The 23,881-nt window shown below is 47.5% G+C and carries 26 protein-coding genes; 14 read left to right on the plus strand and 12 right to left on the minus strand.

Annotated elements, in window-relative coordinates:
- Window position 1 precedes the first annotated feature (1 nt).
- Complete coding sequence (gene nadA / locus AC0S1O_RS02815) at window positions 2-889, plus strand: quinolinate synthase NadA (protein ID WP_475394245.1); 888 nt, start codon at window positions 2-4, stop codon at window positions 887-889.
- Window positions 889-1,689 carry a carboxylating nicotinate-nucleotide diphosphorylase gene (gene nadC, locus AC0S1O_RS02820; protein ID WP_475394246.1) on the plus strand — a complete coding sequence of 267 codons (801 nt, stop codon included), beginning with the start codon at window positions 889-891 and terminating at the stop codon, window positions 1,687-1,689. The genes nadA and nadC overlap by 1 nt, the downstream gene beginning before the upstream one ends.
- Before the next feature lie 5 nt (window positions 1,690-1,694).
- Here nadC and AC0S1O_RS02825 read toward each other — a convergent pair whose 3' ends face one another.
- The 3 genes from AC0S1O_RS02825 to AC0S1O_RS02835 all read right to left on the minus strand — a co-directional run bounded on the left by AC0S1O_RS02825 (window position 1,695) and on the right by AC0S1O_RS02835 (window position 3,410).
- On the minus strand, window positions 1,695-2,501 hold the full coding sequence (locus AC0S1O_RS02825) for a hypothetical protein (RefSeq protein WP_475394247.1): 807 nt from the start codon (window positions 2,499-2,501) through the stop codon (window positions 1,695-1,697).
- An 82-nt stretch (window positions 2,502-2,583) separates the two neighbouring features.
- On the minus strand, window positions 2,584-2,988 hold the full coding sequence (locus AC0S1O_RS02830; protein WP_475394248.1) for a hypothetical protein: 405 nt from the start codon (window positions 2,986-2,988) through the stop codon (window positions 2,584-2,586).
- Window positions 2,989-3,026: 38 nt separating this feature from the next.
- The gene (locus tag AC0S1O_RS02835) at window positions 3,027-3,410 is read right to left on the minus strand and encodes a hypothetical protein (RefSeq protein WP_475394249.1); all 384 of its coding nucleotides are present in this window, start codon (window positions 3,408-3,410) and stop codon (window positions 3,027-3,029) included.
- Between the two features lie 89 nt (window positions 3,411-3,499).
- Here AC0S1O_RS02835 and ppdK point away from each other — a divergent pair, with 89 nt between their 5' ends.
- From ppdK to AC0S1O_RS02850, 3 genes are all read left to right on the plus strand, one after another.
- Complete coding sequence (gene ppdK / locus AC0S1O_RS02840; RefSeq protein ID WP_475394250.1) at window positions 3,500-6,238, plus strand: pyruvate, phosphate dikinase; 2,739 nt, start codon at window positions 3,500-3,502, stop codon at window positions 6,236-6,238.
- A gap of 26 nt (window positions 6,239-6,264) precedes the next feature.
- Window positions 6,265-6,780, plus strand: a complete 516-nt coding sequence (locus AC0S1O_RS02845; protein WP_475394251.1) for a DUF367 family protein — start codon at window positions 6,265-6,267, stop codon at window positions 6,778-6,780.
- A 99-nt stretch (window positions 6,781-6,879) separates the two neighbouring features.
- The gene (locus tag AC0S1O_RS02850) at window positions 6,880-7,290 is read left to right on the plus strand and encodes a 4Fe-4S dicluster domain-containing protein (RefSeq protein WP_475394252.1); all 411 of its coding nucleotides are present in this window, start codon (window positions 6,880-6,882) and stop codon (window positions 7,288-7,290) included.
- Here AC0S1O_RS02850 and AC0S1O_RS02855 read toward each other — a convergent pair.
- Window positions 7,282-8,292 carry an alcohol dehydrogenase catalytic domain-containing protein gene (locus AC0S1O_RS02855; protein WP_475394253.1) on the minus strand — a complete coding sequence of 337 codons (1,011 nt, stop codon included), beginning with the start codon at window positions 8,290-8,292 and terminating at the stop codon, window positions 7,282-7,284. The genes AC0S1O_RS02850 and AC0S1O_RS02855 overlap by 9 nt on opposite strands.
- Window positions 8,293-8,386: 94 nt before the next feature.
- On the opposite strand from AC0S1O_RS02855, the gene AC0S1O_RS02860 reads away from it, so the two are divergent.
- The gene (locus tag AC0S1O_RS02860; RefSeq protein WP_475394254.1) at window positions 8,387-9,139 is read left to right on the plus strand and encodes a hypothetical protein; all 753 of its coding nucleotides are present in this window, start codon (window positions 8,387-8,389) and stop codon (window positions 9,137-9,139) included.
- 1 nt (window position 9,140) lies between these two features.
- A complete protein-coding gene (locus AC0S1O_RS02865; protein ID WP_475394255.1) occupies window positions 9,141-9,944 on the plus strand; it encodes an HD domain-containing protein in 804 nt (267 codons plus the stop codon).
- Between the two features lie 24 nt (window positions 9,945-9,968).
- On the opposite strand, the gene AC0S1O_RS02870 is transcribed toward AC0S1O_RS02865, so the two are convergent.
- Genes AC0S1O_RS02870 through AC0S1O_RS02880 form a run of 3 tightly spaced genes read right to left on the minus strand, consistent with a single transcriptional unit; the run spans window position 9,969 to window position 13,382 of the window.
- Window positions 9,969-11,540: an NAD(P)H-hydrate dehydratase gene (locus AC0S1O_RS02870; protein ID WP_475394256.1), complete on the minus strand. Its 1,572-nt coding sequence runs from the start codon at window positions 11,538-11,540 to the stop codon at window positions 9,969-9,971.
- A 34-nt stretch (window positions 11,541-11,574) separates the two neighbouring features.
- Window positions 11,575-12,903 (minus strand): serine--tRNA ligase, encoded by a 1,329-nt coding sequence (gene serS, locus AC0S1O_RS02875; RefSeq protein ID WP_475394257.1) that lies wholly within the window; start codon window positions 12,901-12,903, stop codon window positions 11,575-11,577.
- A complete protein-coding gene (locus tag AC0S1O_RS02880; RefSeq protein ID WP_475394258.1) occupies window positions 12,900-13,382 on the minus strand; it encodes a deoxycytidylate deaminase in 483 nt (160 codons plus the stop codon). Before AC0S1O_RS02880 ends, serS begins: the two co-directional genes overlap by 4 nt.
- 72 nt (window positions 13,383-13,454) lie before the next feature.
- Between AC0S1O_RS02880 and AC0S1O_RS02885 the strand changes: the two genes are divergently transcribed.
- Genes AC0S1O_RS02885 through AC0S1O_RS02905 form a run of 5 tightly spaced genes read left to right on the plus strand, consistent with a single transcriptional unit; the run spans window position 13,455 to window position 17,428 of the window.
- Entirely contained in the window at window positions 13,455-14,279 is an 825-nt protein-coding gene (locus AC0S1O_RS02885) for a DUF4129 domain-containing protein (protein ID WP_475394259.1), read from the plus strand.
- Window positions 14,260-14,826, plus strand: coding sequence for a hypothetical protein (locus AC0S1O_RS02890; protein WP_475394260.1), 567 nt, complete (start codon window positions 14,260-14,262; stop codon window positions 14,824-14,826). The genes AC0S1O_RS02885 and AC0S1O_RS02890 overlap by 20 nt, the downstream gene beginning before the upstream one ends.
- Window positions 14,823-15,755: an AAA family ATPase gene (locus AC0S1O_RS02895; RefSeq protein WP_475394261.1), complete on the plus strand. Its 933-nt coding sequence runs from the start codon at window positions 14,823-14,825 to the stop codon at window positions 15,753-15,755. Before AC0S1O_RS02890 ends, AC0S1O_RS02895 begins: the two co-directional genes overlap by 4 nt.
- A 3-nt stretch (window positions 15,756-15,758) precedes the next feature.
- Window positions 15,759-16,934 (plus strand): DUF58 domain-containing protein, encoded by a 1,176-nt coding sequence (locus AC0S1O_RS02900; RefSeq protein WP_475394262.1) that lies wholly within the window; start codon window positions 15,759-15,761, stop codon window positions 16,932-16,934.
- On the plus strand, window positions 16,931-17,428 hold the full coding sequence (locus tag AC0S1O_RS02905; protein ID WP_475394263.1) for a hypothetical protein: 498 nt from the start codon (window positions 16,931-16,933) through the stop codon (window positions 17,426-17,428). Before AC0S1O_RS02900 ends, AC0S1O_RS02905 begins: the two co-directional genes overlap by 4 nt.
- Here AC0S1O_RS02905 and AC0S1O_RS02910 read toward each other — a convergent pair.
- The 5 genes from AC0S1O_RS02910 to AC0S1O_RS02930 all read right to left on the minus strand — a co-directional run bounded on the left by AC0S1O_RS02910 (window position 17,393) and on the right by AC0S1O_RS02930 (window position 21,550).
- The gene (locus tag AC0S1O_RS02910) at window positions 17,393-18,379 is read right to left on the minus strand and encodes an mRNA surveillance protein pelota (RefSeq protein ID WP_475394264.1); all 987 of its coding nucleotides are present in this window, start codon (window positions 18,377-18,379) and stop codon (window positions 17,393-17,395) included. The genes AC0S1O_RS02905 and AC0S1O_RS02910 overlap by 36 nt on opposite strands.
- Window positions 18,376-18,828, minus strand: a complete 453-nt coding sequence (locus AC0S1O_RS02915; protein WP_475394265.1) for a DUF5615 family PIN-like protein — start codon at window positions 18,826-18,828, stop codon at window positions 18,376-18,378. Before AC0S1O_RS02915 ends, AC0S1O_RS02910 begins: the two co-directional genes overlap by 4 nt.
- Before the next feature lie 109 nt (window positions 18,829-18,937).
- A complete protein-coding gene (locus AC0S1O_RS02920; protein WP_475394266.1) occupies window positions 18,938-19,339 on the minus strand; it encodes a Zn-ribbon domain-containing OB-fold protein in 402 nt (133 codons plus the stop codon).
- Entirely contained in the window at window positions 19,340-20,506 is a 1,167-nt protein-coding gene (locus AC0S1O_RS02925) for a thiolase domain-containing protein (protein ID WP_475394267.1), read from the minus strand.
- Window positions 20,507-21,550: a hydroxymethylglutaryl-CoA synthase gene (locus AC0S1O_RS02930; RefSeq protein ID WP_475394268.1), complete on the minus strand. Its 1,044-nt coding sequence runs from the start codon at window positions 21,548-21,550 to the stop codon at window positions 20,507-20,509. It lies immediately after the preceding gene.
- 188 nt (window positions 21,551-21,738) lie between these two features.
- Here AC0S1O_RS02930 and sufC point away from each other — a divergent pair, with 188 nt between their 5' ends.
- Both sufC and smsB read left to right on the plus strand, forming a co-directional pair.
- Window positions 21,739-22,485 (plus strand): Fe-S cluster assembly ATPase SufC, encoded by a 747-nt coding sequence (gene sufC, locus AC0S1O_RS02935; RefSeq protein ID WP_475394459.1) that lies wholly within the window; start codon window positions 21,739-21,741, stop codon window positions 22,483-22,485.
- On the plus strand, window positions 22,478-23,797 hold the full coding sequence (smsB, locus tag AC0S1O_RS02940) for an SUF-like minimal system protein SmsB (protein ID WP_475394460.1): 1,320 nt from the start codon (window positions 22,478-22,480) through the stop codon (window positions 23,795-23,797). Before sufC ends, smsB begins: the two co-directional genes overlap by 8 nt.
- The last annotated feature ends 84 nt before the right edge of the window (window positions 23,798-23,881 follow it).

The following is a 23,881-nucleotide window of genomic DNA, read 5'->3' on the forward strand; positions in this document are numbered from 1 at the left end:
AATGAACTATGAGGATGAGATAAAAAAATTGAAAAAGGAGATGAACGCGGTAATTCTGGCCCACAATTATCAGAGAGGTGAGGTACAGAGAATTGCCGATTTTCTGGGCGATTCCCTCGAACTTGCGAGAAAGGCCACAAGCATTGACGCTGATTACATAGTGTTTGCAGGGGTGGATTTCATGGCCGAGACTGCGGCAATTCTCAACCCTGGCAAGGTGGTGTTAATCCCGTCAAAAACAGCCAGTTGTGAGATGGCCAGGTATCTCACCCCGGAGATCATCTTGGAAGCGAAGAGAAAATACCCCGGGGCAAGGGTTGTGCTGTACGTGAACTCCACCGCAGAATGCAAGGCCCTTGCCGATATAACCTGCACATCCGCCAATGCCGTTAAGGTTGTGAATTCCCTTGATGTAGATACCATTCTTTTTGGACCGGATGCCAATCTTGCCCATTATGTGTCTGAGAGAACGGATAAGAGGATCATACCTTTGCCTACCAACGGACACTGCTATGTGCATACCAATCTCACACCAGAGGTTGTGAGGCGCGATGGTGTGCTCATGGTACATCCCGAGTGCCCGCCAGACCTGCAGAAGGAGGCAGATGTCATTGCGAGCACCGGGGGGATGGTCAAATTTGTGGCAAAAAGTGATGCCAAGAGATTTGTGGTGGCCACCGAGCGTGATATGGTGGAGCGTCTTCGCACACTCTTTCCCGATAAAGAATTCGTGCCTGCGTGGGAAAATGCCATATGTCTCGGAATGAAGCAGATCACTGTGCGAAAGATTTATGAGAGTTTACGTGATAAAAAGTACGTGGTGAAGGTTGATGATAAAATAGCCGAGAGGGCGAGAAGGGCCATTGAGCGCATGCTGGAGGTTTCGTGATGTTCTGGAAGATGTATCAGGAGGATACGATTTTCGGTGATGTGACCTCCTCCACGGTAATCCCAGAGGATTTGATGGCTGAGGGACAAGTTATAGCGAGGGAAGATTGTCTTCTGGCCGGTGTGAAGTATCTTAAAAAAAATTTGAAAAACCTTGGCCTGGATGTTGAGTCTCTGAATGATGGTGCTGAGGTTAATAGGGGCACCGTGGTGATGAGAGTAAGGGGGAATGCGCGGGATATTCTGATGGTGGAAAGAACGCTGCTGAATATCCTTGGCAGGATGAGCGGCATTGCAACTGAAACGCGGCGTGTTGTGGAAAGAGTGAAAAAAGTAAACAAGAATGTGAGAATCGCAGCGACCCGTAAAACCCTGTGGGGTTATCTGGATAAGGTGGCTGTGGAGATTGGGGGAGGAGACCCGCATCGCTGGAACCTCGGGGACATGGTTATGATAAAGGATAATCACATAGCCCTTGTTGGTTTTGAGGAGAGCATCCAGCGTGCCAAAAGTGTGGGTTTTACAAAGAAGATAGAGGTTGAGGTGGAAGATGAGCGTTCCGCAATAAGGGCCGCTGAGATGGGCGTGGATGTAATAATGCTTGATAACATGACTCCCGATGAGATCTGTCGCATTGCAAAAAAACTGAGGGCATATGGGGTTATAATTGAGGTATCTGGTGGCATAACCCCCGAGAATGTGGAAGAATATGCAAGGTGTGATGTTGATGTGATTTCAATGGGTTATCTCACCCATTCTGCCCGCTCCTGCAATTTTTCTTTGGAAATAAAAAAATGTTGAAAGGGTTATGTGGGCGGTGGTGGTATGGTCCCAAGATCCTTCTGGCACTGATCCTTCCTTATGATTAGGTATATGATCAATCCAATTAGCCCCAGAAGAAGCACAACCAGGAACCATATTATAGGACTGTCCATACACCTGCTCTTGGCATCCTTGTATGCCCACCAGGCCACGATGATCCAGATTATGATCCACACAAAAATACACGCTAGGTAGATTGCAAGGATTCCCATGCCATAGAGCATATCCATATCTCCGCTTCCTTCACCACCATTGCCCCCGTTGTTCTCTCCCCCGGATCCTCCACTCTGGGCATTGTAATAATATTCGGCCTCATCTGCATAGGTGTTGAGCATCGAAGGATTGTTTCCCTGTGCATGCACAGTTTGTACGGTAACGCTGTATTCATCACCTATGCCCGAGAGCATCTGAGCATCTATGTGATAAGTTATCTTGTTTCCAGAAATTTTTATGTCACTTGTTGGCAGGGGATTGGTGTTCTCTCCAACCTTGAACCAGCCAAGATACTGGATGTTTCCGTTGAAGTTGGACCAGATTGATGCAATCTCATAATCAGTGTTGCCGTTTATTTCTATCACGTAGGCGTTCATATATCCATTTCCCGGTTGTGTGTCGATATTGCCCCTAACCTGAATCCAGAAATCCACGTAGTTTCCATTGGGCGTGGCTCCAAAAGCAACAATGTCAAAATCCGGGTTTGTCGTATCCACGGGATCGCTGGCTTCAAAACTTATTGTTGCAGCACTCGCTATACCACTTGCTCCCACCAAGACCATCATAACAATGGTCATAATCAACATCAAGCCCCATTTTTTCAAATACTTCACCCCAAAAAGTATATTGTTTGAAATTATTTATAAATTTCTAATGGAATCACGAGGATTTAAGGTAGTAGTGCCAAGAGCCATGGTGCAGAATCTGAAATCCATAACTCAGGGCAACAGAGTCCATTGAATCATCGGGCAGAGAGGTCAGGGTGATTATTCCAAACCGTTTCATTGCACTGTTCCCAAGGTAAAAGGCATATCCTGGAGTGTAGGGAAAACTCTCGAGGTCTATGATCCAAATGTCAAATCTTTTCATGGGCAGGTACATTCCTGTTGGGTGCATGGTTATGCAGTTTTTATCCTCCTCCTCGCACTTGGTGGATGTGCATTTTATGCTCTTTGCCTTTATTTCCTCGACCCACTCTTCATTCATTAAATCGCATGGGGTTATCAATACATCTGGAGGGGACGTGGTCAAAAAACTTAGCAGGATCTTTATCTCTTCTTTCATACCCTCATATCTTAATTGTGCATATAAAATTTTTGAAATCAGAGGCCAAGAATTAACCCTCCCCATCCCGAGGCAAGAAGAAATATGGAAGCGATGAAAATTGAGATTGCAATGAATATAACTATCACGAGATCCGCATACTGTGATTTTCTACCCTCTACCTCATTTGTCTCATTTTTGTAAACATCCATGGCTGCATTCTTTGATATCACGCTCAGCGTGGCGGCGGACTTGAAGCCTCTGTAAAGGTCCATTGTTGGGCTCAACCCATAGGCCGCGGCACCTGCCAGAAGAAGTGCGAAGATCATGGAGAGCCATGGTGATACGAGCATCAGGAGAAGTGAAATCAAAATAAAGGAAAACAAGAATCTTCTGGCCCTTTTTCTGCGTTTCATTCTGAGTTTTTTCATTGTTTCATCCACGGGCTTCAATTTTGCTGCTTTTACTTATAGTTTTTTATTGAGAAGGTATTTATAGGGTTTTATATTTCCCACACACAAAGGTGATTGAAATGAAGTACATATACGCGTATTTCCTGAAGGAGGACATAGAGAAGTTAAACGAAGTGGCGCCCACCATGGCAGAGAAGAAGAAACTGCTCGGGGGCAAGGGAGCAGGGCTTGCAGAGATGACTCGCATCGGATTGCCCGTTCCACCGGGTTACACAATAACCACAGAAACCTGCATGAAGTATTTTGAGGAAAAGGGATTTCCAAAGGGGCTCTGGGAGGATGTTCTTGAGGCCACAAAGAAACTTGAAGAGCACACGGGCAAAAAATTTGGAAGCGAGGATAATCCCCTTCTGGTATCCGTCCGCTCAGGGGCACCCATAAGCATGCCAGGAATGATGGATACCATTCTCAACCTTGGACTCACTGAGAAGAGCGTTGAGGGTCTTGCCAAGCAGACCTCAAATCCCAGGTTTGCTTGGGATGCCTATAGAAGACTCATACAGATGTTCGGTAATGTGGTTCTCGGAATAGAGCACAACGAGTTTGAGGAGGAACTTGAGAGGATAAAGGAGAAGTACGGGGCAAAGCAGGATGTGGACCTTACTGTGGATGCCCTGAAGGAACTGGTTGAGGCCTACAAGAGGGTTTACAAGAGGCATGGCTACGAGTTTCCCCAGGATCCCTACGAGCAGTTGAAAATGGCCATAAAGGCAGTGTTTGACTCCTGGAACAATGAGCGTGCCATAGTTTACAGGAAGATAAACAAGATTCCAGATGATATGGGCACCGCAGTTAACGTGGTTATGATGGTTTTCGGTAATATGGGTGATGATTCCGGCACAGGGGTTGCATTCACCCGTGACCCTCGTACGGGAGAGAAGCATCTTTATGGTGAGTTCCTGCCAAACGCTCAGGGGGAGGATGTTGTCGCTGGAATTCGCACGCCCCACGCAATAAACGAGTACAGCAAGCAGGATGCAAATCGCGATTTACCCACCCTTGAGGAATCCATGCCCAAGGTTTACAAGGAACTTCTGCGCGTTGCCGAACTTCTTGAGAAGCACTACAAGGATATGCAGGATATTGAGTTCACCATTGAGAAGGGCAAACTTTATCTACTGCAGACCCGCAATGGAAAGAGAACTGCAGCGGCGGCTGTGCGTATAGCTGTGGAAATGGTTGATGAGGGATTGATAACCAAGGAAGAGGCAATAATGCGTGTCACTCCTGATAATGTGGATACACTTCTGCATCCTCAGATAGATCCCAAGGCGAAGAAGGAACTCATAGCCAAGGGTCTTGCTGCAAGTCCTGGAGCAGCGGTGGGCAAGGTTGTTTTCGATCCAGATGAGGCGGTGGAACTGGCAGAGAAGGGTGAGAGAGTTTTGCTGGTGCGCCCGGAAACCACTCCTGATGACATACACGGTATGAATGCAGCCCAGGGTATTCTCACGGCCCGTGGCGGTATGACCTCCCATGCTGCGGTGGTTGCGAGGGCCATGGGCAAGCCTGCAGTGGTGGGTTGTGAGGAACTCAGCATCAATATGCGTGAGGGGTACTTTGTGGCCAGGGGACACAGGATAAATCACGGCGATATGATAACGATTGATGGAACAACTGGCGAGGTTTATCTTGGAGAGGTACCCCTCATCCCTCCATCAATAAGTGGAAATCTTGAGAGGATCCTTGAGTGGGCCGACGAGATTCGGGTTCTTGGTGTGCGTGCCAATGCGGATACTCCTGAGCAGGCAAGGAAGGCCAGAGAATTTGGAGCAGAGGGAATTGGACTGGCGAGAACGGAGCACATGTTCTTTGGTGAGGAGCGCCTGCCCATAATGCAGGAGATGATAATGGCCCAGAGCAAGGAAGAGCGTGTGAAAGCCCTTGAAAAACTGCTGGTTATGCAGCGCAGCGACTTCATTGAGTTCTTCCGCACAATGGAGGGATTCCCCGTGATAATTCGACTCCTTGATCCCCCATTGCACGAGTTCCTGCCCAGCAGAGAGGAGCTCACCGAGGAGATAAACGAACTCAAGATGAAACTGAAAGAGGCAACCAGTTTGAAGGAGATGGACCTGATCCTGTCCCAGATAAATGAGAAGAAGAGGGTGCTCAATGTGGTAAATGAGCTCCACGAGTTCAATCCAATGCTCGGATTCCGCGGTTGCAGGCTGGGTATAATATATCCGGAAATTTACGAGATGCAGGTTCGTGCCATAATTCAGGCGGCCATAGAGGTCAAGCGCGAGGGCAAGGACATATATCCGGAGATAATGATACCGCTCATCGGGCACATCAATGAACTCAAGATCTTAAAGGAGGATCTCGAGAAGGTAGCCAGGGAGGAAATGGAAAAGGCCGGTGAGGAGATCAAATACATGTTCGGTACGATGATAGAAATACCGCGCGCAGCCCTAACTGCCGATGAGATTGCCAAGGTTGCGGAGTTCTTCTCCTTTGGCACAAATGACCTGACACAGATGACATTCGGCTACAGCCGTGACGATGCCCAGGCCAAGTTCCTGAAGAAATATGTGGAGATGGGAATACTGAAGGATGATCCCTTCAAGAGCCTTGACTGGGATGGTGTAGGGCAGCTTGTGAAAATGGGTGTTGAGAAGGGCAAGAGCACAAATCCAGATCTTGAGGCGGGAATATGCGGAGAGCACGGTGGAGATCCCAAGAGTATTGAGTTCTTCCACATGGCTGGTTTGGATTATGTGTCCTGCTCTCCATATCGCGTGCCCATAGCGAGGCTCGCGGCTGCACAGGCCCAGGTAAAGCATCCCAGAAATTAATTAATATCTCTTTCCTTTCTCTTTTTGTGAATGAAATCCGCCTCTATGTTTTGCACCTGAACCAGGACGATCCCAAAAAATGCACCGCTAAAAAACTTGGAAGGTTTGGATATGCGAAGCTCACATCGCAGATTTCCCACATACCCAGAGGGAGCATAGTTCTCTCACCCTACACCCATCGTGTTTTATCCCCGGCAGATAAGTGCACCGCTGAGAGGCAGGGGATAACAGCGGTGGATTGCTCCTGGAAGAATGCCAGAGAAACATTTTACAGGCTGCGCGGAAATTTTCGCCGCTTGCCCTATCTCGTGGCCGTGAATCCCACCAACTTCGGGCATCCCTACCAGCTGAGCAGCGCTGAAGCCCTTGCTGCCTCGCTGTACATTCTCGGTTTTGAGGAGCAGGCAAGGAAAATTATGGGGATTTTCAAATGGGGCCCGAATTTCTTTGTGGTGAATAAGGAGCCCCTGGAACTCTATGCCCGGGCAAAATCGTGGGAGGAGGTAATTAGCTATGAAAAAGAATTTTTGGAAATAGAGTAAAATTCAAGAAAAATTTACTGAAAATTTCACCAATTTTGGACTGATGTCATTTTTAAAACTACAAAAATTTATTATTTTCCAAACGCCCTTCCCTGATTGATGGACGATGTCAAGGACTGGAAATACTTTGCGGAACTTCAAAGGGATAATCCTCTTAGAATATACTATCCCCTTTGTGGTGGTGGCGAGGAATGCATAACAGCCTGTCCGTTTGGAGATAAGATATGGGATGTTGTGGAAATGAAGGTCTCTCTATTTGGATTCAATTACAAAGTTAGAAGGAGACCTGTGATGGCGCATCCAGAACTTTGTAAAAGGTGCAATATATGTGTGGAAGCATGTCCCACAGGGGCGCTGAGGCCTGCAGGAAAGGAGGTCAAGCATCCCGGATTTGTTCTACTTTACAGCACTCTGAAACTTCCGTTCAAAAAGAGATACGGTATAAAATTTGTGTTTAGAGAGGAACACAAAAATAAGTTTTTGAGAAATAATCCAAAGGAATCAGGGTGAAAATTCAATCACCTGCACCATTCCCTTAATTTCGCCCTTTTTGAGCCTCACCATGGCATCCGGCACATCTTCAAACCGCACCATCTCCTTTTCAATTCCCAGTTTGAGCTTATCTGCAATCTCCAGAAATTCTCTCCCGTAATCACGGCGAACCTGATAGATGGTCTTTATCTTCCTCCCCCAGAGATTTTGGGTGTAGTTTCCAATGGTTATCGGGCTCATTGTCACCGCTCCAAGCACGAGCGTGCCGGCAGGTAAGGTGTTTTCTAGGGCTCTTTCAACGAGATGCCCGGCAGTGGGGAAGAATATGAATGCGTCCACCTTATGCGGGAAGTTCTCATTTGCTATATTTCCAACCCAATCGGCGCCGTATTTTTTTGCGATTCTCTTATGCTCCTCGCTCCTGGTGCTTATGTAAACCTCAATGCCCATGCTCTTTGCCACACGAAGAATGTAATATGCGGTGGGCCCGAATCCAAGCATTCCGAGGCGCTCACCCTCCCTTATCTCCGAGATGCGGAATGCATAATGTCCTGTGATGCCAGGGCACATTATGGGTGCAAGCTCATCCGATGAGAGAGAAATGTTGCGCAGGTCAAAAGCATAATCCTCGTGCACAAGCACATACTCCGCGAATCCGCCATCAACATCGTAGCCCGTGCGCTTTATATCTGGGCAGTAATTCTCATCACCTCGCATGCAGTACTTGCAGGTACCGCAGGTGGAATTGAGCCAGGAAATGCCAACGCGATCTCCCACATTGAATCTTTTCGTTCTCGAACCGAGTTTATCCACCACGCCCACGATCTCGTGCCCGGGAATTATTGGCCTTTTACTCAGGGGAATGTCACCCTCGGCAATATGCAAATCAGTGCGGCAAATCCCGCAGTGCGTCACGCGAACTCTTATTTCCTTCTCTCCCGGTTCTGGAATGGGAACATCTCTCAATTTTAAGGGCCCCTCTTCAATGGGCTTTTGCTCCTCCACGATCCAGGCTTTCATGGGGGGATATGGTGATAAGGGGTAAAATGTTTTTCCGATACTTCTGCGGGACATATTTATACCATCAAAACTACAAATGAATGGGGTGAAAAATATGAGCAGGCACTTTCCCTGGCTGGAGGACAAAGAGAGAATGAAACATTCCTTAAATTTGCCGAGCCATAAAAATTATTACAGGCTTGTTGTCAGAGGTGAGGATGGAAGTGAATTTTTATTGGGGGCATATCCAACGAAGATTGAGGCGAGGAGCGCGCTACTCCTGTTTCAGGAGGCCGTGTGGGAGGAGGGAAAACTGCACGATTATGTTCCGCGAGTTATTGATTTTGAGGGAAATGTGATTTACGATGGCTCCAGATTTTTGCCGGACGATTCATACGATATTGTGGCCATACCCGAGATAATCTACGGGATAAGGGCAGCGCTTCTTGAAAAGGAGGGTAAGAAATATGTTATGGTGACCATCCTTGATGGCATTGCTATCTTTCCAGTCGAGTATGTGCTTTTGGAGGAAAAGAAGTGGATTGTTCTTATAGCCAGAAAATCGGAGAATGGTATAGATTTTGAAACAACAGAGATGGAGACCTGGAAGGAGGCCGAAAGCTACGCTTGGGACTATGTTATGGAATCTCGCCCTTGGGAGGAAATCATTGTGGTAAGCAACATCGGGGGAGTTTACGGCTCAATAGTACGGGTTTATGAAGATTCGTTGGTTTCTTGGATGGATCCCATGGATCCGGGTTTGGCTATGGGCGGCAAATTTGATCGTATATATCTGAAACTGCAGGATGGAACGCGGTTCTCTACTTTCCGTGGATTCTACCTTCGCTATAGGATGGGGGCGTGGTAAGATGGTGTGTAAAAGGATGAACTCTCCAACCATTCCTGGCGATGGTTCTTTTGAGCACTGGCTACATGGGGGGCACTGGCTGATGGTAAAATCAGGAATAATGCTACCTAGCACCTATCGAACCTATCCAGGGCTTGGGAGTAAGGATGATAGAAAAACGGTGCTCATTGATCCATGTTTTCAGGAGGAAGATCTCAGAATCTGGCTTGAATCCCGCGGGTACATGAATGAGAGAGTGGAGAGGGCAATAGAGATTGCCAAGGAAGCGCACTGGGATCAGAAGAGGGATGATGGCTCGCCCTATCTTGAGCAGCATATCTACCCAGTGGCTGCAATGATGTTATGGATACGTGCTCTCAATGGAAAACTGCTGGATGAATATAAAAAGGCATTTCCGGAGAACCGCGCTCCTAATTTCTCACCCCATAATCTGGAGGATACAATAATAGTTGCCCTGCTGCATGATTCACTTGAAGATACCAATTTGGATGAGGATATAATAAGGGAGGAGTTTGGTTATAGGGTTTATAGGATGATTGAGCATCTCACCAAGAAAAGACCATGGGAGAAATCGTACATTATGGAGGAGTACATGGCAAAGATAAGAAATGGCCCTGAAGAGGTCAAACTTGTGAAACTTGCGGATCGTCTTAACAACGTTTTTTGCCTCCAACACGCCTCTTGGGGAAAGAGAAAACGGTACCTTGAAGATACACTTAAGTGGTACTATCCTCTTGCCGCCGACACATCGGCGTATTATCATCTATGGTACTACAGAACCCTCAAATCGTTGGGTGTTATTTAGTACTCTTGATCTCAATTTCATGAACTAAACAATCTCAATCTCATACTTCCTTCTGATTTCTTTGAAATTCTCCCTTATGCGGCGCATCGCCTCAGGCAAGGCTTCCATAATATCCCTCGCAGTCATTCCATCCTCGCCCTTCCTTTCCGCTGCAATATCGCCGGCGAGGCCATGCATGAACACGCCCATAAGAACAGCATCTTCAAATTCCAAACCGAGACCGAACATCGCGGCTATGGTGCCCGTGAGAACATCGCCGCTGCCCGCGGTGGCCATCCCTGAGTTTCCGCTCATGTTGATATAAACTCTTCCGTCTGGCATTGCTATGCGTGTGTGTGCGCCCTTCAAAACCACAATAACAGCATGCTTCATCGCAAAATCCCTGGCCACATCAACACTCCTATCCAGAATCTCCCTCACGCTGAGTCCTGTGAGACGTGCCATCTCTCCGGGGTGGGGCGTCAGCACTACATTCTCCTTACCCTCAAGCACGCCCAGATCTTTGCTCAAGGCAGTGAGGCCATCTCCATCAACGAGCATCGGCCTGTGGATTTCCCTTATCAAATCTCTAATGAGATTCTGGGTTCTCTCATTCAGCGAGGTCCCTGGACCCAGAACAACGAAATCCACATTTTCCACGATCTTCAATATCTCATCCTTGGCGGTATAGCTTATGCTACCCTCCTCCGTCTCAGGTAGGGGATGGAAAACTATCTCCCTGCCCTGTGTACCTATGTAGGGAACAACCGATCTTGCGGTGGCCAATCTGGCGTATCCACCCCCGGCCTTGAGGAAGGAGAGGGCCGAGAAATATGGGGCACCGTAATATTTTCTTGCTCCCGCTACGAACAGGGCATCTCCAAATGTGCCCTTATGTCCGTCCCTCTTTCTGGGAGGCAGTGGCAGTGGATCGTTGGTGAGGATATTTATCTCCTCGTCATCGTAGTTCTCAGGGGGAAAGGAGATGTGAGAGACATACAGCTTTCCGCAGTGCTCGTAGCCGGGATAAAGAACATTCCCTATTTTTGGCAATCCGAAGGTGACGGTGTAATCCGCCTTTACTGCGGTGCCCATTATTTTGCCCGTATTACCGCTTATCCCCGAAGGGATATCTACGGAGAAAACGAGTTTCGCGGATTCATTTATGATCCTTATTGCCTCTGCATACCTTCCTTCCACATTGCGGGATATGCCTGTTCCAAGAATTCCGTCTATGACAGCATCCGCATTCTCAACTTCCAGGCGAACCATGGCGTTATCTCCCTCAAACCTCTCAATTGATATGCCTATTCTCTCCGCGATTTCGTAGTTTATTCTCGCAGAGCCCCTGTACTTTTCAGGGTTGCTCATGAGATATATTTTCACATCTGCGCCGTTGGAAAAAAGCTTTCGCGATAGGGTTATGGCATCTCCGCCGTTGTTGCCGGGGCCGGCAAAGGCCACGAATTTTTTTCCATTCAGATTTCCGAAATGGGAGAGAATGATGAAGTAGAGGGCATGGGCTGCGTTCTCCATGAGCAATTTGTCCTCAATGCCGTATTTTTCAATAGCCCTTTTATCAAGATTTCGCATCTGCTCAACGGTGCTTATCCTCATATTTATCACCGAATCTCCATGGGCATCGTGAAGATTAATTTTTCCCAAATTCTATGCGCTCAAATCCCGTGTAAGGTTGCAGAGCATCTGGAATTCTTATTCCCCTATCATCCTGGAAGTTCTCGATTATGGCCACCATGATGCGCGTTGTTGCCAGTGCCGTGCTGTTGAGGGTGTGCACAAATTTTAACTCTCCTTTATGTCTGTACCTTATTTTGAGTCTCCGGGATTGATATTCAAGGCAGTTTGAGCAGGAGACCACCTCGCGGAACTTCTGCTGTGCGGGCATCCACACCTCTATGTCGTACTTCTTTGCAGCCACCGCGCCCAACTCGCCGGAGCATATGTTTATGACCCTGTATGGAAGTTCCAGGGCTTGGAGAATCTCCTCAGCATTCCTTATCAGTTCCTCCATATACTGCTGTGAGTTCTCAGGTCTTGAGAATATGACCTGCTCCACCTTGTAGAAATTGTGCACACGGAATATGCCCTTGGTATCTTTACCATGCGCCCCCGCCTCCTTGCGGAAACAGGGTGAGATGCCCACATACTTTTTGGGCAGATCCTCCTCTTCAAGAATTTCCTTCATATGCATTGCAACCAGGGGATGCTCCGCTGTGGCAATCATATAGAGATCCTCCCCATCAATCTTGTAAATCATCTCCTCAAAGGCTGAGAAATCGGTGACGCCCTCCATTGCGGCGCGACGAATCATAAGGGGCGGAGATACGGGCACGTACCCCTTTTCAACCATTTTATCCAGGGCGAATCTTATGAGGGCCTGTTCAAGCAACACGAGTTCATTCTTCAGGTAATAAAATCTCGCTCCCGCCACCTTGGCAGCACGGGCTATGTCTGCGAGGTCGTACTTCTCAATTATATCCACATGGCTCTCCGGCCTTTTTTCTATGATTTCGTAATCCATTCCATTTGAGAATCTTTTAAAATCCTCTAAACTCTCATTTAGAACCATGGCCCTGCCCCAGGTGCGCAGCACGGGGGAATTCTCCTCACCCTCACATATGGGTGTGTCCTCCATCAGGAAATTTGGGAGGCGCAGGAGAAGGTAGTCCCTCTTGTTCTTGTAATCTTCCACCCTACCTTCCAGTTCCTTTATTTTTTGGTTTATTTCCTTCATTTCCATCTTTACCGTGGAGATATCCTCACCCATTTTCACGAGTTTTCCTATCTCCACGCTTTTTTTGTTGCGCAGATGTCTGAGATTCTCAATTTCCTTCAGAGTATCTCTCCACATTCTGTCGTATTTCAGAATCTCGTCCACAATATCCGTGGACTCGTACCTCCTTCGAAGCATCTCCTTCACGCTTTCCGGGTTTGCACGCAGAATCTTTATGTCAATCATTCTTCCTCACCCAGAATTTTTATTACTTCCTCCTCAGGAAGGGTGAATCTTCTCACCTTAATATCGTTCTCAAGAAGCATGAGGGCCGCCAGATCGTCCGGATAGCCCTCCGCGTACACGATTTCCTTAATTTCCGCATTTATTAGCATCTTTGCACATACAACGCAGGGATGATTCGTCACATATATGGTTGCATCCTTGATGGATACGCCGTGCACGGCCGCCTGTATTATGGCATTCTGCTCCGCATGCAATCCACGGCACAATTCGTGTCTCTCTCCACTTGGCACATTCAGTTCTTCGCGAATGCAGCCGGTGACATCGCAATGCGCCAGACCCTTTGGAGGCCCGTTGTAGCCAGTGGCTAGAATTCTCTTATCTTTGACAATCACGGCTCCAACCTTCCTTCTTGTGCAGGTGGAGCGTGTGGAAACAAGGTAGGCCATTCGCATAAAGTACTCATCCCAGGAAGGACGCATGGGTATGCATGGTCATTGGGTATTTAATATTTGATGGGAAGGTTTTAAATTTCTTAAGCCATTCACCTTGCAATGAAAATGAGCCTGAAGATTCCAGCAGCACTACTTCTCATATGGCTTACAGTTTCCTTAGGTGCAATTTTGCCAACAACAACCATAAAGTTCAGCACACCCGTTTCCACGAGACCGCAGCAGGTTGTGGTGGCACCCCCAACCCAGGAATCTTCGGGCTCCTCATACTTCATGTATTTCCTGCAGGCGATTCTCTGGGGTATAGTTGCCATAGCAGTTGTGGGTGCATTCATCTATCGTCAGAGATTTTTGAAGGAGGCCCTTATGGGTGTAGTTGGCATGTTTTTGGCTCTTTTGATGTTTGGGGCTATTTATTTCCTTGCAGATAAAGTCACCTTCATTCTTTATTCAAAGACAGGAGGTATTCCTGCCCACCAGGGAAGCACTCCTTCCTATGCTGGAAACATGCTCATTCTCATAATCCTTTCTGTTGTGATGGGCCTGATTTTCGGATTGTTCGTGGTGATGGTCTACCGTCGCAGGGAGGTCAAGGTTGAAAAGAAGAAGATAACCACAAGGGAAGCGGTGGAAAAGGCAATTTATGAGGTCAAGATTGGCAAGGATGTTCGTGGAGCCATACTTTCTGCCTATAAGGAGATGGAACTTCTGATGCGCAGCCAGGGAGTTGAGGATAAGAGTTACTACACACCCCGTGAGTTTAGAGAATTTGCACTGAGCACCCTTAAAATCTCTCCCAAGCCTGTGGATATCCTCACTACCCTTTTTGAGATTGCCAGATACAGCGGTCACCATATGACCGAGGAGCATAGAAAACTTGCACTTAATGCCCTGGAGGAGATAAAAAATGAAGCCGGAGGAAAGTAAGGTAACGAGGATGGTTATTGCGAGAAGGATGGGATTTATGGGCATGAATCCAGAACCCACAGGAAAGAGCAATGCCTGGGTATGGTACATTGCCATAATCCTTGCCTTCTCTTTTTACGCCATAATGTCCGTTGAGTTTTTCCTCCTCATCGTGCTCCTCATATCCCTGATTTACATACCATTCATCTTTGCCATAAGAAATGCCCCGAGACCCCGGGTTGAAGAGGAAGAACGTGTGGTCGTGGATGAGGATATTGCCCATTTCAAAGAGACCGTGAAAAAAGCCCTTGAGGGCAAGGCAGTTGCCCAGAGGGATATAGAGTTAAGGGTTCTCAATACTCTTGCCATAGATCTGAGCATAAGGTACGATCTTCCGGAACTCCTTGTGAGAAAGAACCTTGCCAATGAGGATTTCCTAAGAAGGTATCTGGGAGATAGAGCAAAAATAGTGGCTGAAATGTTCAGGAGAATCCATGATCTGAGAACCGCTCTACCCAAGGATGAGTTTTTGAAAAATATAAATACCATTCTGGAGGCGATGAAATGAAGGAAAAGATGGAAAAAATTATTGATGAGGTGAAGAAGGTAATAGTTGGAAAGGACGAGGTGCTGCGTGAGGTTCTGTACACAATTCTGGCCGGAGGGCACATACTCTTTGAGGACTATCCCGGTCTGGCAAAAACGCTTATAGTGAAATCCTTTGCCCAGGTTCTGGGATGCGATTTCAAGCGTGTTCAGTTCACACCAGATCTTATGCCCAGCGATATCACAGGCGCCTACATATTTGACAGGAAAACTTCAGAGTTCAAATTTATGAAGGGACCTGTGTTCACGAATATTCTTCTTGCCGATGAGATAAATCGCTCTCCTCCAAAGACCCAGGCCGCATTACTTGAGGCCATGCAGGAGAGACAGGTTACCATTGAGGGTGAGACCTACAAACTTGAGGAGCCATTCATAGTCATAGCGACCCAAAATCCGATAGAGTACGAGGGCACATATCCACTTCCAGAGGCACAACTTGACAGGTTTCTGGTAAAGCTGAGTATAGGGTATCCGAGCAAGAAGGACGAAATTGAGATTCTGAAGAGGAGAATAGCCTGGAGAAGGGACGAGATACCCTTAAACAAGGTGGTGACAAGGGAAGAATTGCTCGAAATGAAGAAGATGGTGGAGGATGTGTTCATCCAGGACGATATTCTTGATTACATAGTACGTATAGTTCGTTCCACACGCAGCCATGTGCAGGTTGAAGTTGGGGCAAGTCCCAGGGGAAGTCTGGCTATAATGAGGCTATCCCGTGCCCGTGCTCTGGTATATGGCAGGGATTACGTGGTTCCCGACGATGTGAAGGCGGTTACCCGAATCGCTCTGGTGCATAGGATAATCCTCAAACCTGAGCCCTGGATTAGGGGTGTTAGGCCGAAGGATGTTGTGGAGGATGTGCTGAAGAAGGTGCCTGTGCCCAAGGTGTAAAGGATGCGAACCCTCCACTACTATGCCCTTACGCTCTACTTCGCTCTGCTCGTGTTTGTGGGAATAGTGCTTTTCTCTCCATTAGCCATGTTCCTCGCTCTGCCCATACTCTGGCTTATAATATTCTCAGAAATTCTCCCTTTTAAGCCTGTGAAATTCAAGCGCAAATTTGAAGAGCGCAGGTTTGTGGAGGGTAATACCACGGAATTTGTTTACACGCTTAAAGGAAGAGGATATTATTTCCTTCAGGATGCCGCCAACATACTTCAGGGCTATTGTAAGGATAGGTGCGTGGTGAAGAAAAAGGTACATCTTGATAAATTCGGTAAGATAGAATTTAAAGAGGCACTGGTTTACTCTGAGGATGTTCTCGGTATAAGAAGTTACGGCAGGAAGGTAAAGGACAGGGGCGAGTTAAGAATCTATCCAAAAATAGAGTACATAAGGAAACTGAAGATAAAACCCCGAAAAACACGCAGTATTTTGGGTGATTATCCCTCGCGTCTTAAGGGACCGGGGATGGAATTTGCAGATATCAGGGAATATTACCCGGGAGATGACATGCGCTGGATAAACTGGAAGGCAACGGCACGTAGGAATGAACTTATGGTTAACGAGTACGAAAGCGAGCGTACAGGGGATACGGTGATACTTCTGGATGTTAGGCGTTTTATGAAGGGCGCGGAGGAGTACGAAAAATTGCTCAATGCATCCGTGCGGGCAGCGGCAACGCTGGCCACATACCTATCACGCACAAGGAGCAGGGTGGGCTTTGTTGTTCTGGGCAATACAGTGGATTGGATATATCCAACCTATGGGAAGAGGGCAATGTACCTGATTCTGGAAAGGTTGCTCTACTTAAGAAGTGAGAAGATAAGCCGTTTGACTTTTGATTATGGAAAGTTCATAGTATCCAGATTTTTCCCACCCAATTCATTTGTGATTCTCATATCTCCCCTGCTTTCCTGGGATATTGATGATGCCATTGTTGAACTTCTTGCCAAGGGTTACGATGTTCTCACAATATCTCCTACCCTCATAGGCCATGGAAAGGACATGGCCTCGGAGATACTGCGCGCGGAGAGGGAGGTTCGCTTGAGAAGGATAAGAATGTTTGGGAGGGTGGTTGATTGGAACATAGAGTATCCGCTGACTTCCATACTGAAGGTGATGAGATGAAGAGAGAATGGTACTTCTTGGGTGCATACTACATACTCCTCCTGATTGTCCCCATGGGAAATCTGCGCTACACATGGCTTGTTATCCTTGATCTTCTCGTATCCCTTGCTTTCCTATATGTTTACAGGGTGGTTAAGGATGAGATCCTCTTTTATGTTTACAATTTCATAGCCCTGGTTGGCATAGTTTTCGCTCTGGGAAATTACAATCCATACTCCCCCCTGACCCTTGGTGTGGCCTATACACTTATGGCCCTGTGGATGCTCCACATAACCTACGCTAGATTTGAGCCCATGTTTGGAAAAGTTCGTCTTGATACCGTGGCTTACACCCTTCTGACGTTCCCGCTGGCCTATTTTTCAGTTTATCTCTTTCTCATATATCCCATTGGATACGGGTTCTGGGGAGTCTTCATCCTTGTGATGCTGATCGTAATTTTGATTTATGTGCTTATGCGCTCACCGAAATCTGAGAAGAGCAGCCACGCCCCCTAAATGCTCTAAAATTTTTCCTGCTTCGTGGGAGGTGCTGATTATGTGCACCTCGGCCCCCGTTTGAACTGCCAGGTTCATAAGATCTTTGTATTTTTTGTAATTTTTGTCCGAGATCAGAAGATCCTTCACCGCACCCATATTGAGGTAATTCTTTACCTCTTCACTTCCGTAGGCGTACAATCCCTCCCTCTTTATCTCTGTGAGCAATCTCTCCACAAGTTGCTCCTCCCTGGCGATTCTGTGCTGCTTGAGTATCTTGTCCAAGGCTCCTGACTTGAGAACCTCGTATATGCCCCTCAGATCGCCATGGGATGCCTGAACCATAATGTAATTTTTAATATCATTTCCTGCAAAACTCACAAAATCTTCTTTGTAAAACCCAGGACCTAGGATTATCAAGGGCGATCTTTCATCCCAGACCTCCTTAAGCGCTGCCAGAACTTCCCCGAAGAACTCCTCATCTTCATCCCCCCTCTTTCTCAGTGTGACAAATTCCTGAATGCCGTAGGTTTTCATCACTGCAATTGTTGCAAGACCGTGTTCAAGTCCCAGGAAATAAACCATGGGTCTCTCTGAATTTTTCACCGCCTCTTCAAGAAGTTCCCTATCCTTCATGCTCCACTCTTTTATTATTGAGATTTCATCACCGGGTCCCACGTTTATGGTTTGATGTGAGCCCAGGTAATCCTCTGGGCCTGCCACGATAATGCCTGAGATGCGGAGCCTGTCCGAAAATTCCTGGAAATCGAGTTTTTTTACCCTTATTCCAACTCTAATTTTCTTTCTTTCAACCTTCTTTGCCCTCTTCATATCTCCGCTTGCCGTGTCCTTACGGAACACGTAGCCAAACACGAGATCTCCCTCTCCCAGTATCGTGCTCAGGTACCACAGATCATCTAAATTGTCCACACGCACCGAGATCTCTCCACGTTCCTTCTCTTCAATCTTCATCCTCTTTCCTCCATAATTTCTCTTATCTTCCTGTCAATATTTTCCGTGTGTGTGCCCCACCAGTAAACGCGGCCACACTTTGGACACATGTAGAACTCATCTGTGTGATCATACACGTACTCTGGAACCCTCCCTCTCACCTTCTCCTTGCTTACAGGTATCAGGGGCTCGTTGCATATGGAGCACCTTGAGAGCATATTATCTGCATTTAGATTGAATTTCCTTGCCACCATCTTGAGCTGCTCTTCGTAGTTTTCACTCTCAACGTAGAATCCGCCACTTCTCCGCGCGAGCTCCTTATCCCTTGTGAGGATTATTCTGTTCTCCTTCCTTGCAATTTCAATTATCTCATCGTCACTCATTTTTCCATTGGGGTAATAGGTATCGTACCCGAGAAATCTCAGGTACTTGGCGAGTTTTCCGAGCATGTGATCTGCCAGAAATTTCACAAGCCATAATCGCTTTGAGAATTTATGTTTTTTCACCTCTTGGCACAGATGCGAGGTCCAGAAGTTAGAAGCCCTTGGAAAGGATGCCCCAGTCAAAAATTTAAAAAAATTATTGATCGGGCACAAATTTGTACCCGTACTGGATTATTCCTGCCTTACCATCCTCCGCGATTCTGCGGAATACAGCGCGAACTGGCATTCCGATGTGCACATCCTCCGGATCCACATCCACTATTTGTCCCGTTATTTTTGGTCCTTCGGGAGTTTCAATTATGGCCATAACATAGGGTTTCTGGTACTTGTAGCCAAGCACGTTCTGATGCACCACCGTGTAGGAGTAAACCTTTCCCTTGCCGCTGAGCTGGAACTCCTCCATCTTTCCAACGCTCTCACGGCCGCATTTTGGGCACACACTGCGCGGGGGGAAGTAAACCGTACCGCATACTGGGCATTTTGTGCCAATGAGATTGTACCTGTATCTTCTCTCCCTCCAGAATCTCGGTACGACCATTTAGAACACCTCCAGAATATGCACAATGCTTGAAGTCATTGTTCCACCAACATTGTGGGCAAGGCCCACACGGGCATCGGGAACCTGTCTCTTGCCTGCCTCGTTGCGTAACTGTTTCACGATCTCAACCACCTGGCCCACGCCTGTGGCACCCACGGGATGCCCCTTCGCTTTGAGTCCTCCGGAGACATTGTAGGGTAGTTCTCCATCGTAGTACAACTGCCCCTCCTCTGCGAGTTTCCAGGCCTCGCCCTTCTTTGCAAATCCGAGATCCTCAAGTCCCTCTATGGCGATTATTGAGAAGGCATCATGAATCTCCACGAGATCAATATCCTTTGGCTCCTTCTTTGCCATTTTGTACGCCTTCTGACCTGCCTCAATGGTGGAAATTGATCTGATGAGGGAATCTCTTGAATGCAGGGATATGTACTCATTGGCAAATGCGGAGGCAGATATTTTTATCGGAGAATCTGTGTATTTTCTGGCCATATCTGCCGAGGTGAGCACCAGGGCTGCGGCCCCATCGCTTACAGGGGAACAGTTCATAACACGCAGTGGCTCGGCAACAATGGGTGATTTAAGCACTGATTCCACGGATATCTCCCTCTGGAAATGGGCATCGGGGTTCATGGCACCATGCTTGTGTGCTATAACGGGGAAAAGAGCCATCTGCTCCTCTGTCATACCGAACTCGTACATGTACCGACGAGTCATCATGGCTGCAAGTGCGGGAAATGTTGCGCCGAGGAAAACTTCCCATTCCCTATCGGCAGCACCCGCCAGTATATCAGTAACCATATCTCCCTGCAAATCGGTCATCTTCTCAACGCCTCCAACAAGCACTATATCGTATAGTCCGGAGGCTACTGCCATATAACCCGCATGCAATGCGGCGGCTCCACTGGCACATGCGGATTCAATGCGCAGTGCAGGCACCCGATGCTCGGCCAGTCCTGCAAAATCAGCCATGAGTGCTCCAACGTGATCCTGACCTACGAAACTTCCAGCGCTCATATTTCCTCCAAATATGGCCTGGATATCCTCCGCAGTTATGTTTGCATCCTCAATGGCCTTCAACCCCGCTTCCACAACCAGGTCCCTCAGGCTCTTGTCCCAGTGCTCTCCGTATTTTGTCTCTCCCGCTCCAATTATTGCCACGTCTCTCATTCAATCCACCTCCACAATCATGCGCCTGAATTTCAAATACTGGGCGTAGTCAATGTACTTTGCCCTCTTTACCAGGTCCCACGTTTTTGGTGCGGCATCGCGATTGAAATTTTCAATCTCATCGGTAACGGTTATGTCAAATGCATCGCTGCCCGCCCCACTTCCGAAGGACACAGCAAGTATCCTGTCTCCGGGCTTTGCCACATCAAGCACCGCGCTTAACCCTGTGGGCGTGGCTCCCGAGTACGTATTTCCTATATACGGTGTGAGCAGTCCCTGCTGTATCTGCTCCTTTGTGAAGCCCAATCTCTTGCCCACACGCATCGGAAACTTTCCATTTGGCTGGTGGAAAACCACATAGTTGTAATCCTTTGCTTCCGTGCCCATCCTCTCCATGAGCATTCTTGCTGCGGTCATCACATGCTTGAAATACGCGGGTTCCCCGGTAAATCTCCCTCCGTGGGATGGGTACCTCTGTCCCTCACGACGCCAGAAATCTGGGGTATCTGTGACGAATGATACCGTGTCGTTTATCTCTGCAATCACCTCTTTATTTCCTATTATGTACGCTGTTCCTCCCGCCGAGGCAGAATAATCAAGTGCATCTCCCGGCTGGCCCTGTGATGTATCGGTGCCAATTGCAATGCCGTATTCAATCATACCTGCCTTGACCATTGCATAAACATTCTGCATAGCTGCGGTTCCTGCCTTACAGGCAAATTCCAGATCTGCAGCGTGAGCATTATAGGCTCCCACAACCTCCGCAATCAGGGATGCCGTGGGTTTAACCGCGTAGGGATGCGATTCACTTCCCACAAAGATTGCACCTATCTTTTCACCAGGAATGTTCTTCCTGCGCAGTGCATTACGAAGTGCCTCCACGGCTATGGTGGCAGCATCCTCATCGTAGGCTGGGACGCTCTTGCTCATTATCCCGAGGCCCTTTTCGGGGTGCTCCGGGTTGTCACCCCATATTCTTGCAATCTCTGCTGTTTTTATCCTGTATATTGGTATGTACGAGCCATAAGTTACAATACCTACCATATTCTCACCTGCCCATGGCATAGAAAATGGCCTATTTAACTTTTATCGTGTTTATATTCGTTTATTGACGAATTTTTGCCCAGTGAGGAGAGGTTTCACAATTCTCACCTTAAGGGCTCAATTCTTTTCAATCCACAGATTTGTCCAACAACACTTAAAAATGATTAACCATTCCCGAAATTATGAAATTGCTCAAGGTTGAATCTCTTGGAGTTGCCGTTGATGGTAAGGAGATAATCAGAGATATGAATTTTGAAATGGGAAAGAGGGAAATTCATGTGATTATGGGTCCGAATGGCTCGGGTAAGAGCACCCTCGCCCTTGCCATAATGGGGCATCCTGCCTACAGGGTTACCAAGGGGCACATATATTTTGAGGGCAGGGTGATAGATTCTGTACCCGTGGATGAGCGTGCCCGTAGGGGCATATTAATGGCGTTTCAATCCCCGGAGGATATTGAGGGGGTGCGAATAATAGACTATCTGACTCTCCTTCTTGAGAAGGTAAAGGGTATGGATACATTGAAAGCCAAGGAACTTATATTCAAAAGGGCAAGAGAGGTTTGGTTCTCAGAGGACATGCTCTCACGTTACATCAACGTGGGATTTTCCGGAGGTGAGCGCAAGAGATTTGAGATTCTTCAGGCACTTCTTCTGGAGCCCAAACTTCTTATCCTGGATGAGCCCGATAGCGGTGTGGATGTTGATTCTCTGAGCCTCATCTCCCTGAAAATCAGGGAACTCTACGAAGGGGGGACATCTGTTATGCTCATAACCCACTATGGCAGAATTTTAGAGCACATAGATCCGAGCACTGTGAAGGTGCACATTATCAAGGAAGGCAGGATAGTTATGGATGGGGGAGAGGAACTTGTTGAAAGAATTGAGAATGAAGGGTTCAAGAAGGTATTTGAGGAGTGTGGTTGCAATGAGTGAGGTTCAGGATGTTAAGAGCGTTATTGAGGATCAAATTGAAACTCTCCGCAGAAGGAACAGAGAGCCCGAATGGATGACAAAATTGAGGTACAAGGGTCTCAGGGCATTTATGAAAGCGCCCCACAACGATCCTGTGCTCAAGGATCCTCTGGAATTCGTTGTTAATGCATCAGAGGAGGTTTATCCCGAGGTGAAAAGTCTTGAGGATCTGCCACCTGAGATGCTCGCTCTATTGGACAGGCTTGGCATTGCAGAGGTTGAGAAGAAATACGTTGCCGGACTTGCGGTTCAGAGTGATACGAGCATAGTGCTCAACGAATTTTTGCAGGCGTGGAGGAAGAGAGGACTCATTGTGGAAAGTATGGAGGATGCCGTGCGTAGGCACCCCGTTGTGAAGGATCTCTTTATGAAACTCTTCGATCCCTATGAGAGCAAACTTGCTGCATACCACACCGCCATATGGAACGGTGGAGTGTTTTTGCACATAAAATCAGGGCTGAAGGTACCCATGCCCCTTCATCTATTCTTTCTCATCCAAAACAGTGCAATGGCTCAGGCGCCTCATATAATAATCAATGCTGAGCCCAGAAGTGAGTTGCATCTGATTGAAGGGTGTACATCTCCAATCCTTCTCAGGCATTCTCTTCACCTTGATATGACCGAAGCATATATTGGAGAGGGTGCAAAGATTAAACTGAGCGTGTTGCAAAACTGGCCTGAGTACGTGCACACCCGCCCCATGACCCGTGCGAGAATAGGAAAGAATGCGGAGTTCATAAACACCACAGTTGGTCTTGGCACGGGAAAGAGCAATGTGGCAAACCCAGTTTACTGGATAGAGGAGGGTGGTTATGCCGAACTCAACGGGATAATTCTAGGTCAGAGGAATTTTTACGTTGATTTGGGTGGTGAGATGCATCTTGAGGGTCCGGGTGCCAGGGGTATAAATGCAAGCAAGAGCGTGATAATGGACAGGAGCACGGTTATAACCCGGGGGATAATAAGGGCAAGGGCACCAAAAACCAAGGGGCACATAAGCTGCGATGCCCTGATTCTGAATTCCAAGGCAAGGATGGAGACCTACCCCGGGCTAGTATCCGAGGTGGACGATGCCGAGCTGAGCCACGAGGCGGCCATAGGTAAGATAAGAGAGGAAGAGCTATTCTACCTGATGTCCAGAGGTTTGAAGGAAGAGGAGGCCACCCAACTAATAGTGAAGGGCTTCGTTGATCCTCTGCTCAAGGACATCCCCTTAGAATTCGTTGTGGAAATAAGGAAGATAATAGAGATGGCCGTGAGCGGAGGGATGTGAACACCCTCAAACCTCCTTAAAAACGGGTTGGCCTTTAACAGGAATGTATGCCCATATTTGATTCAATGGGGGTGTAGAGAGGGG

The sequence above is a fragment of the Candidatus Aciduliprofundum sp. HYA1 genome, assembly GCF_056175085.1.

What these genes read in the sequence shown, in the direction of transcription:
- AC0S1O_RS02880 (WP_475394258.1), bottom strand. Translation starts at nt 13,382, where the DNA reads ATGCGTCCTTCCTGGGATGAGTACTTTATGCGAATGGCCTACCTTGTT.
- AC0S1O_RS02870 (WP_475394256.1), bottom strand. Translation starts at nt 11,540, where the DNA reads ATGAGGATAAGCACCGTTGAGCAGATGCGAAATCTTGATAAAAGGGCT.
- AC0S1O_RS02850 (WP_475394252.1), top strand. Translation starts at nt 6,880, where the DNA reads ATGGACGATGTCAAGGACTGGAAATACTTTGCGGAACTTCAAAGGGAT.
- AC0S1O_RS02905 (WP_475394263.1), top strand. Translation starts at nt 16,931, where the DNA reads ATGAAGAGAGAATGGTACTTCTTGGGTGCATACTACATACTCCTCCTG.
- nadC (WP_475394246.1), top strand. Translation starts at nt 889, where the DNA reads ATGTTCTGGAAGATGTATCAGGAGGATACGATTTTCGGTGATGTGACC.
- nadA (WP_475394245.1), top strand. Translation starts at nt 2, where the DNA reads ATGAACTATGAGGATGAGATAAAAAAATTGAAAAAGGAGATGAACGCG.
- AC0S1O_RS02895 (WP_475394261.1), top strand. Translation starts at nt 14,823, where the DNA reads ATGAAGGAAAAGATGGAAAAAATTATTGATGAGGTGAAGAAGGTAATA.
- AC0S1O_RS02910 (WP_475394264.1), bottom strand. Translation starts at nt 18,379, where the DNA reads ATGAAGATTGAAGAGAAGGAACGTGGAGAGATCTCGGTGCGTGTGGAC.
- AC0S1O_RS02890 (WP_475394260.1), top strand. Translation starts at nt 14,260, where the DNA reads ATGAAGCCGGAGGAAAGTAAGGTAACGAGGATGGTTATTGCGAGAAGG.
- AC0S1O_RS02900 (WP_475394262.1), top strand. Translation starts at nt 15,759, where the DNA reads ATGCGAACCCTCCACTACTATGCCCTTACGCTCTACTTCGCTCTGCTC.
- AC0S1O_RS02885 (WP_475394259.1), top strand. Translation starts at nt 13,455, where the DNA reads ATGAAAATGAGCCTGAAGATTCCAGCAGCACTACTTCTCATATGGCTT.
- AC0S1O_RS02925 (WP_475394267.1), bottom strand. Translation starts at nt 20,506, where the DNA reads ATGAGAGACGTGGCAATAATTGGAGCGGGAGAGACAAAATACGGAGAG.
- serS (WP_475394257.1), bottom strand. Translation starts at nt 12,903, where the DNA reads ATGATTGACATAAAGATTCTGCGTGCAAACCCGGAAAGCGTGAAGGAG.
- AC0S1O_RS02930 (WP_475394268.1), bottom strand. Translation starts at nt 21,550, where the DNA reads ATGGTAGGTATTGTAACTTATGGCTCGTACATACCAATATACAGGATA.
- AC0S1O_RS02825 (WP_475394247.1), bottom strand. Translation starts at nt 2,501, where the DNA reads ATGACCATTGTTATGATGGTCTTGGTGGGAGCAAGTGGTATAGCGAGT.
- AC0S1O_RS02860 (WP_475394254.1), top strand. Translation starts at nt 8,387, where the DNA reads ATGAGCAGGCACTTTCCCTGGCTGGAGGACAAAGAGAGAATGAAACAT.
- AC0S1O_RS02920 (WP_475394266.1), bottom strand. Translation starts at nt 19,339, where the DNA reads ATGGTCGTACCGAGATTCTGGAGGGAGAGAAGATACAGGTACAATCTC.
- ppdK (WP_475394250.1), top strand. Translation starts at nt 3,500, where the DNA reads ATGAAGTACATATACGCGTATTTCCTGAAGGAGGACATAGAGAAGTTA.
- AC0S1O_RS02830 (WP_475394248.1), bottom strand. Translation starts at nt 2,988, where the DNA reads ATGAAAGAAGAGATAAAGATCCTGCTAAGTTTTTTGACCACGTCCCCT.
- AC0S1O_RS02855 (WP_475394253.1), bottom strand. Translation starts at nt 8,292, where the DNA reads ATGAAAGCCTGGATCGTGGAGGAGCAAAAGCCCATTGAAGAGGGGCCC.
- smsB (WP_475394460.1), top strand. Translation starts at nt 22,478, where the DNA reads ATGAGTGAGGTTCAGGATGTTAAGAGCGTTATTGAGGATCAAATTGAA.
- AC0S1O_RS02865 (WP_475394255.1), top strand. Translation starts at nt 9,141, where the DNA reads ATGGTGTGTAAAAGGATGAACTCTCCAACCATTCCTGGCGATGGTTCT.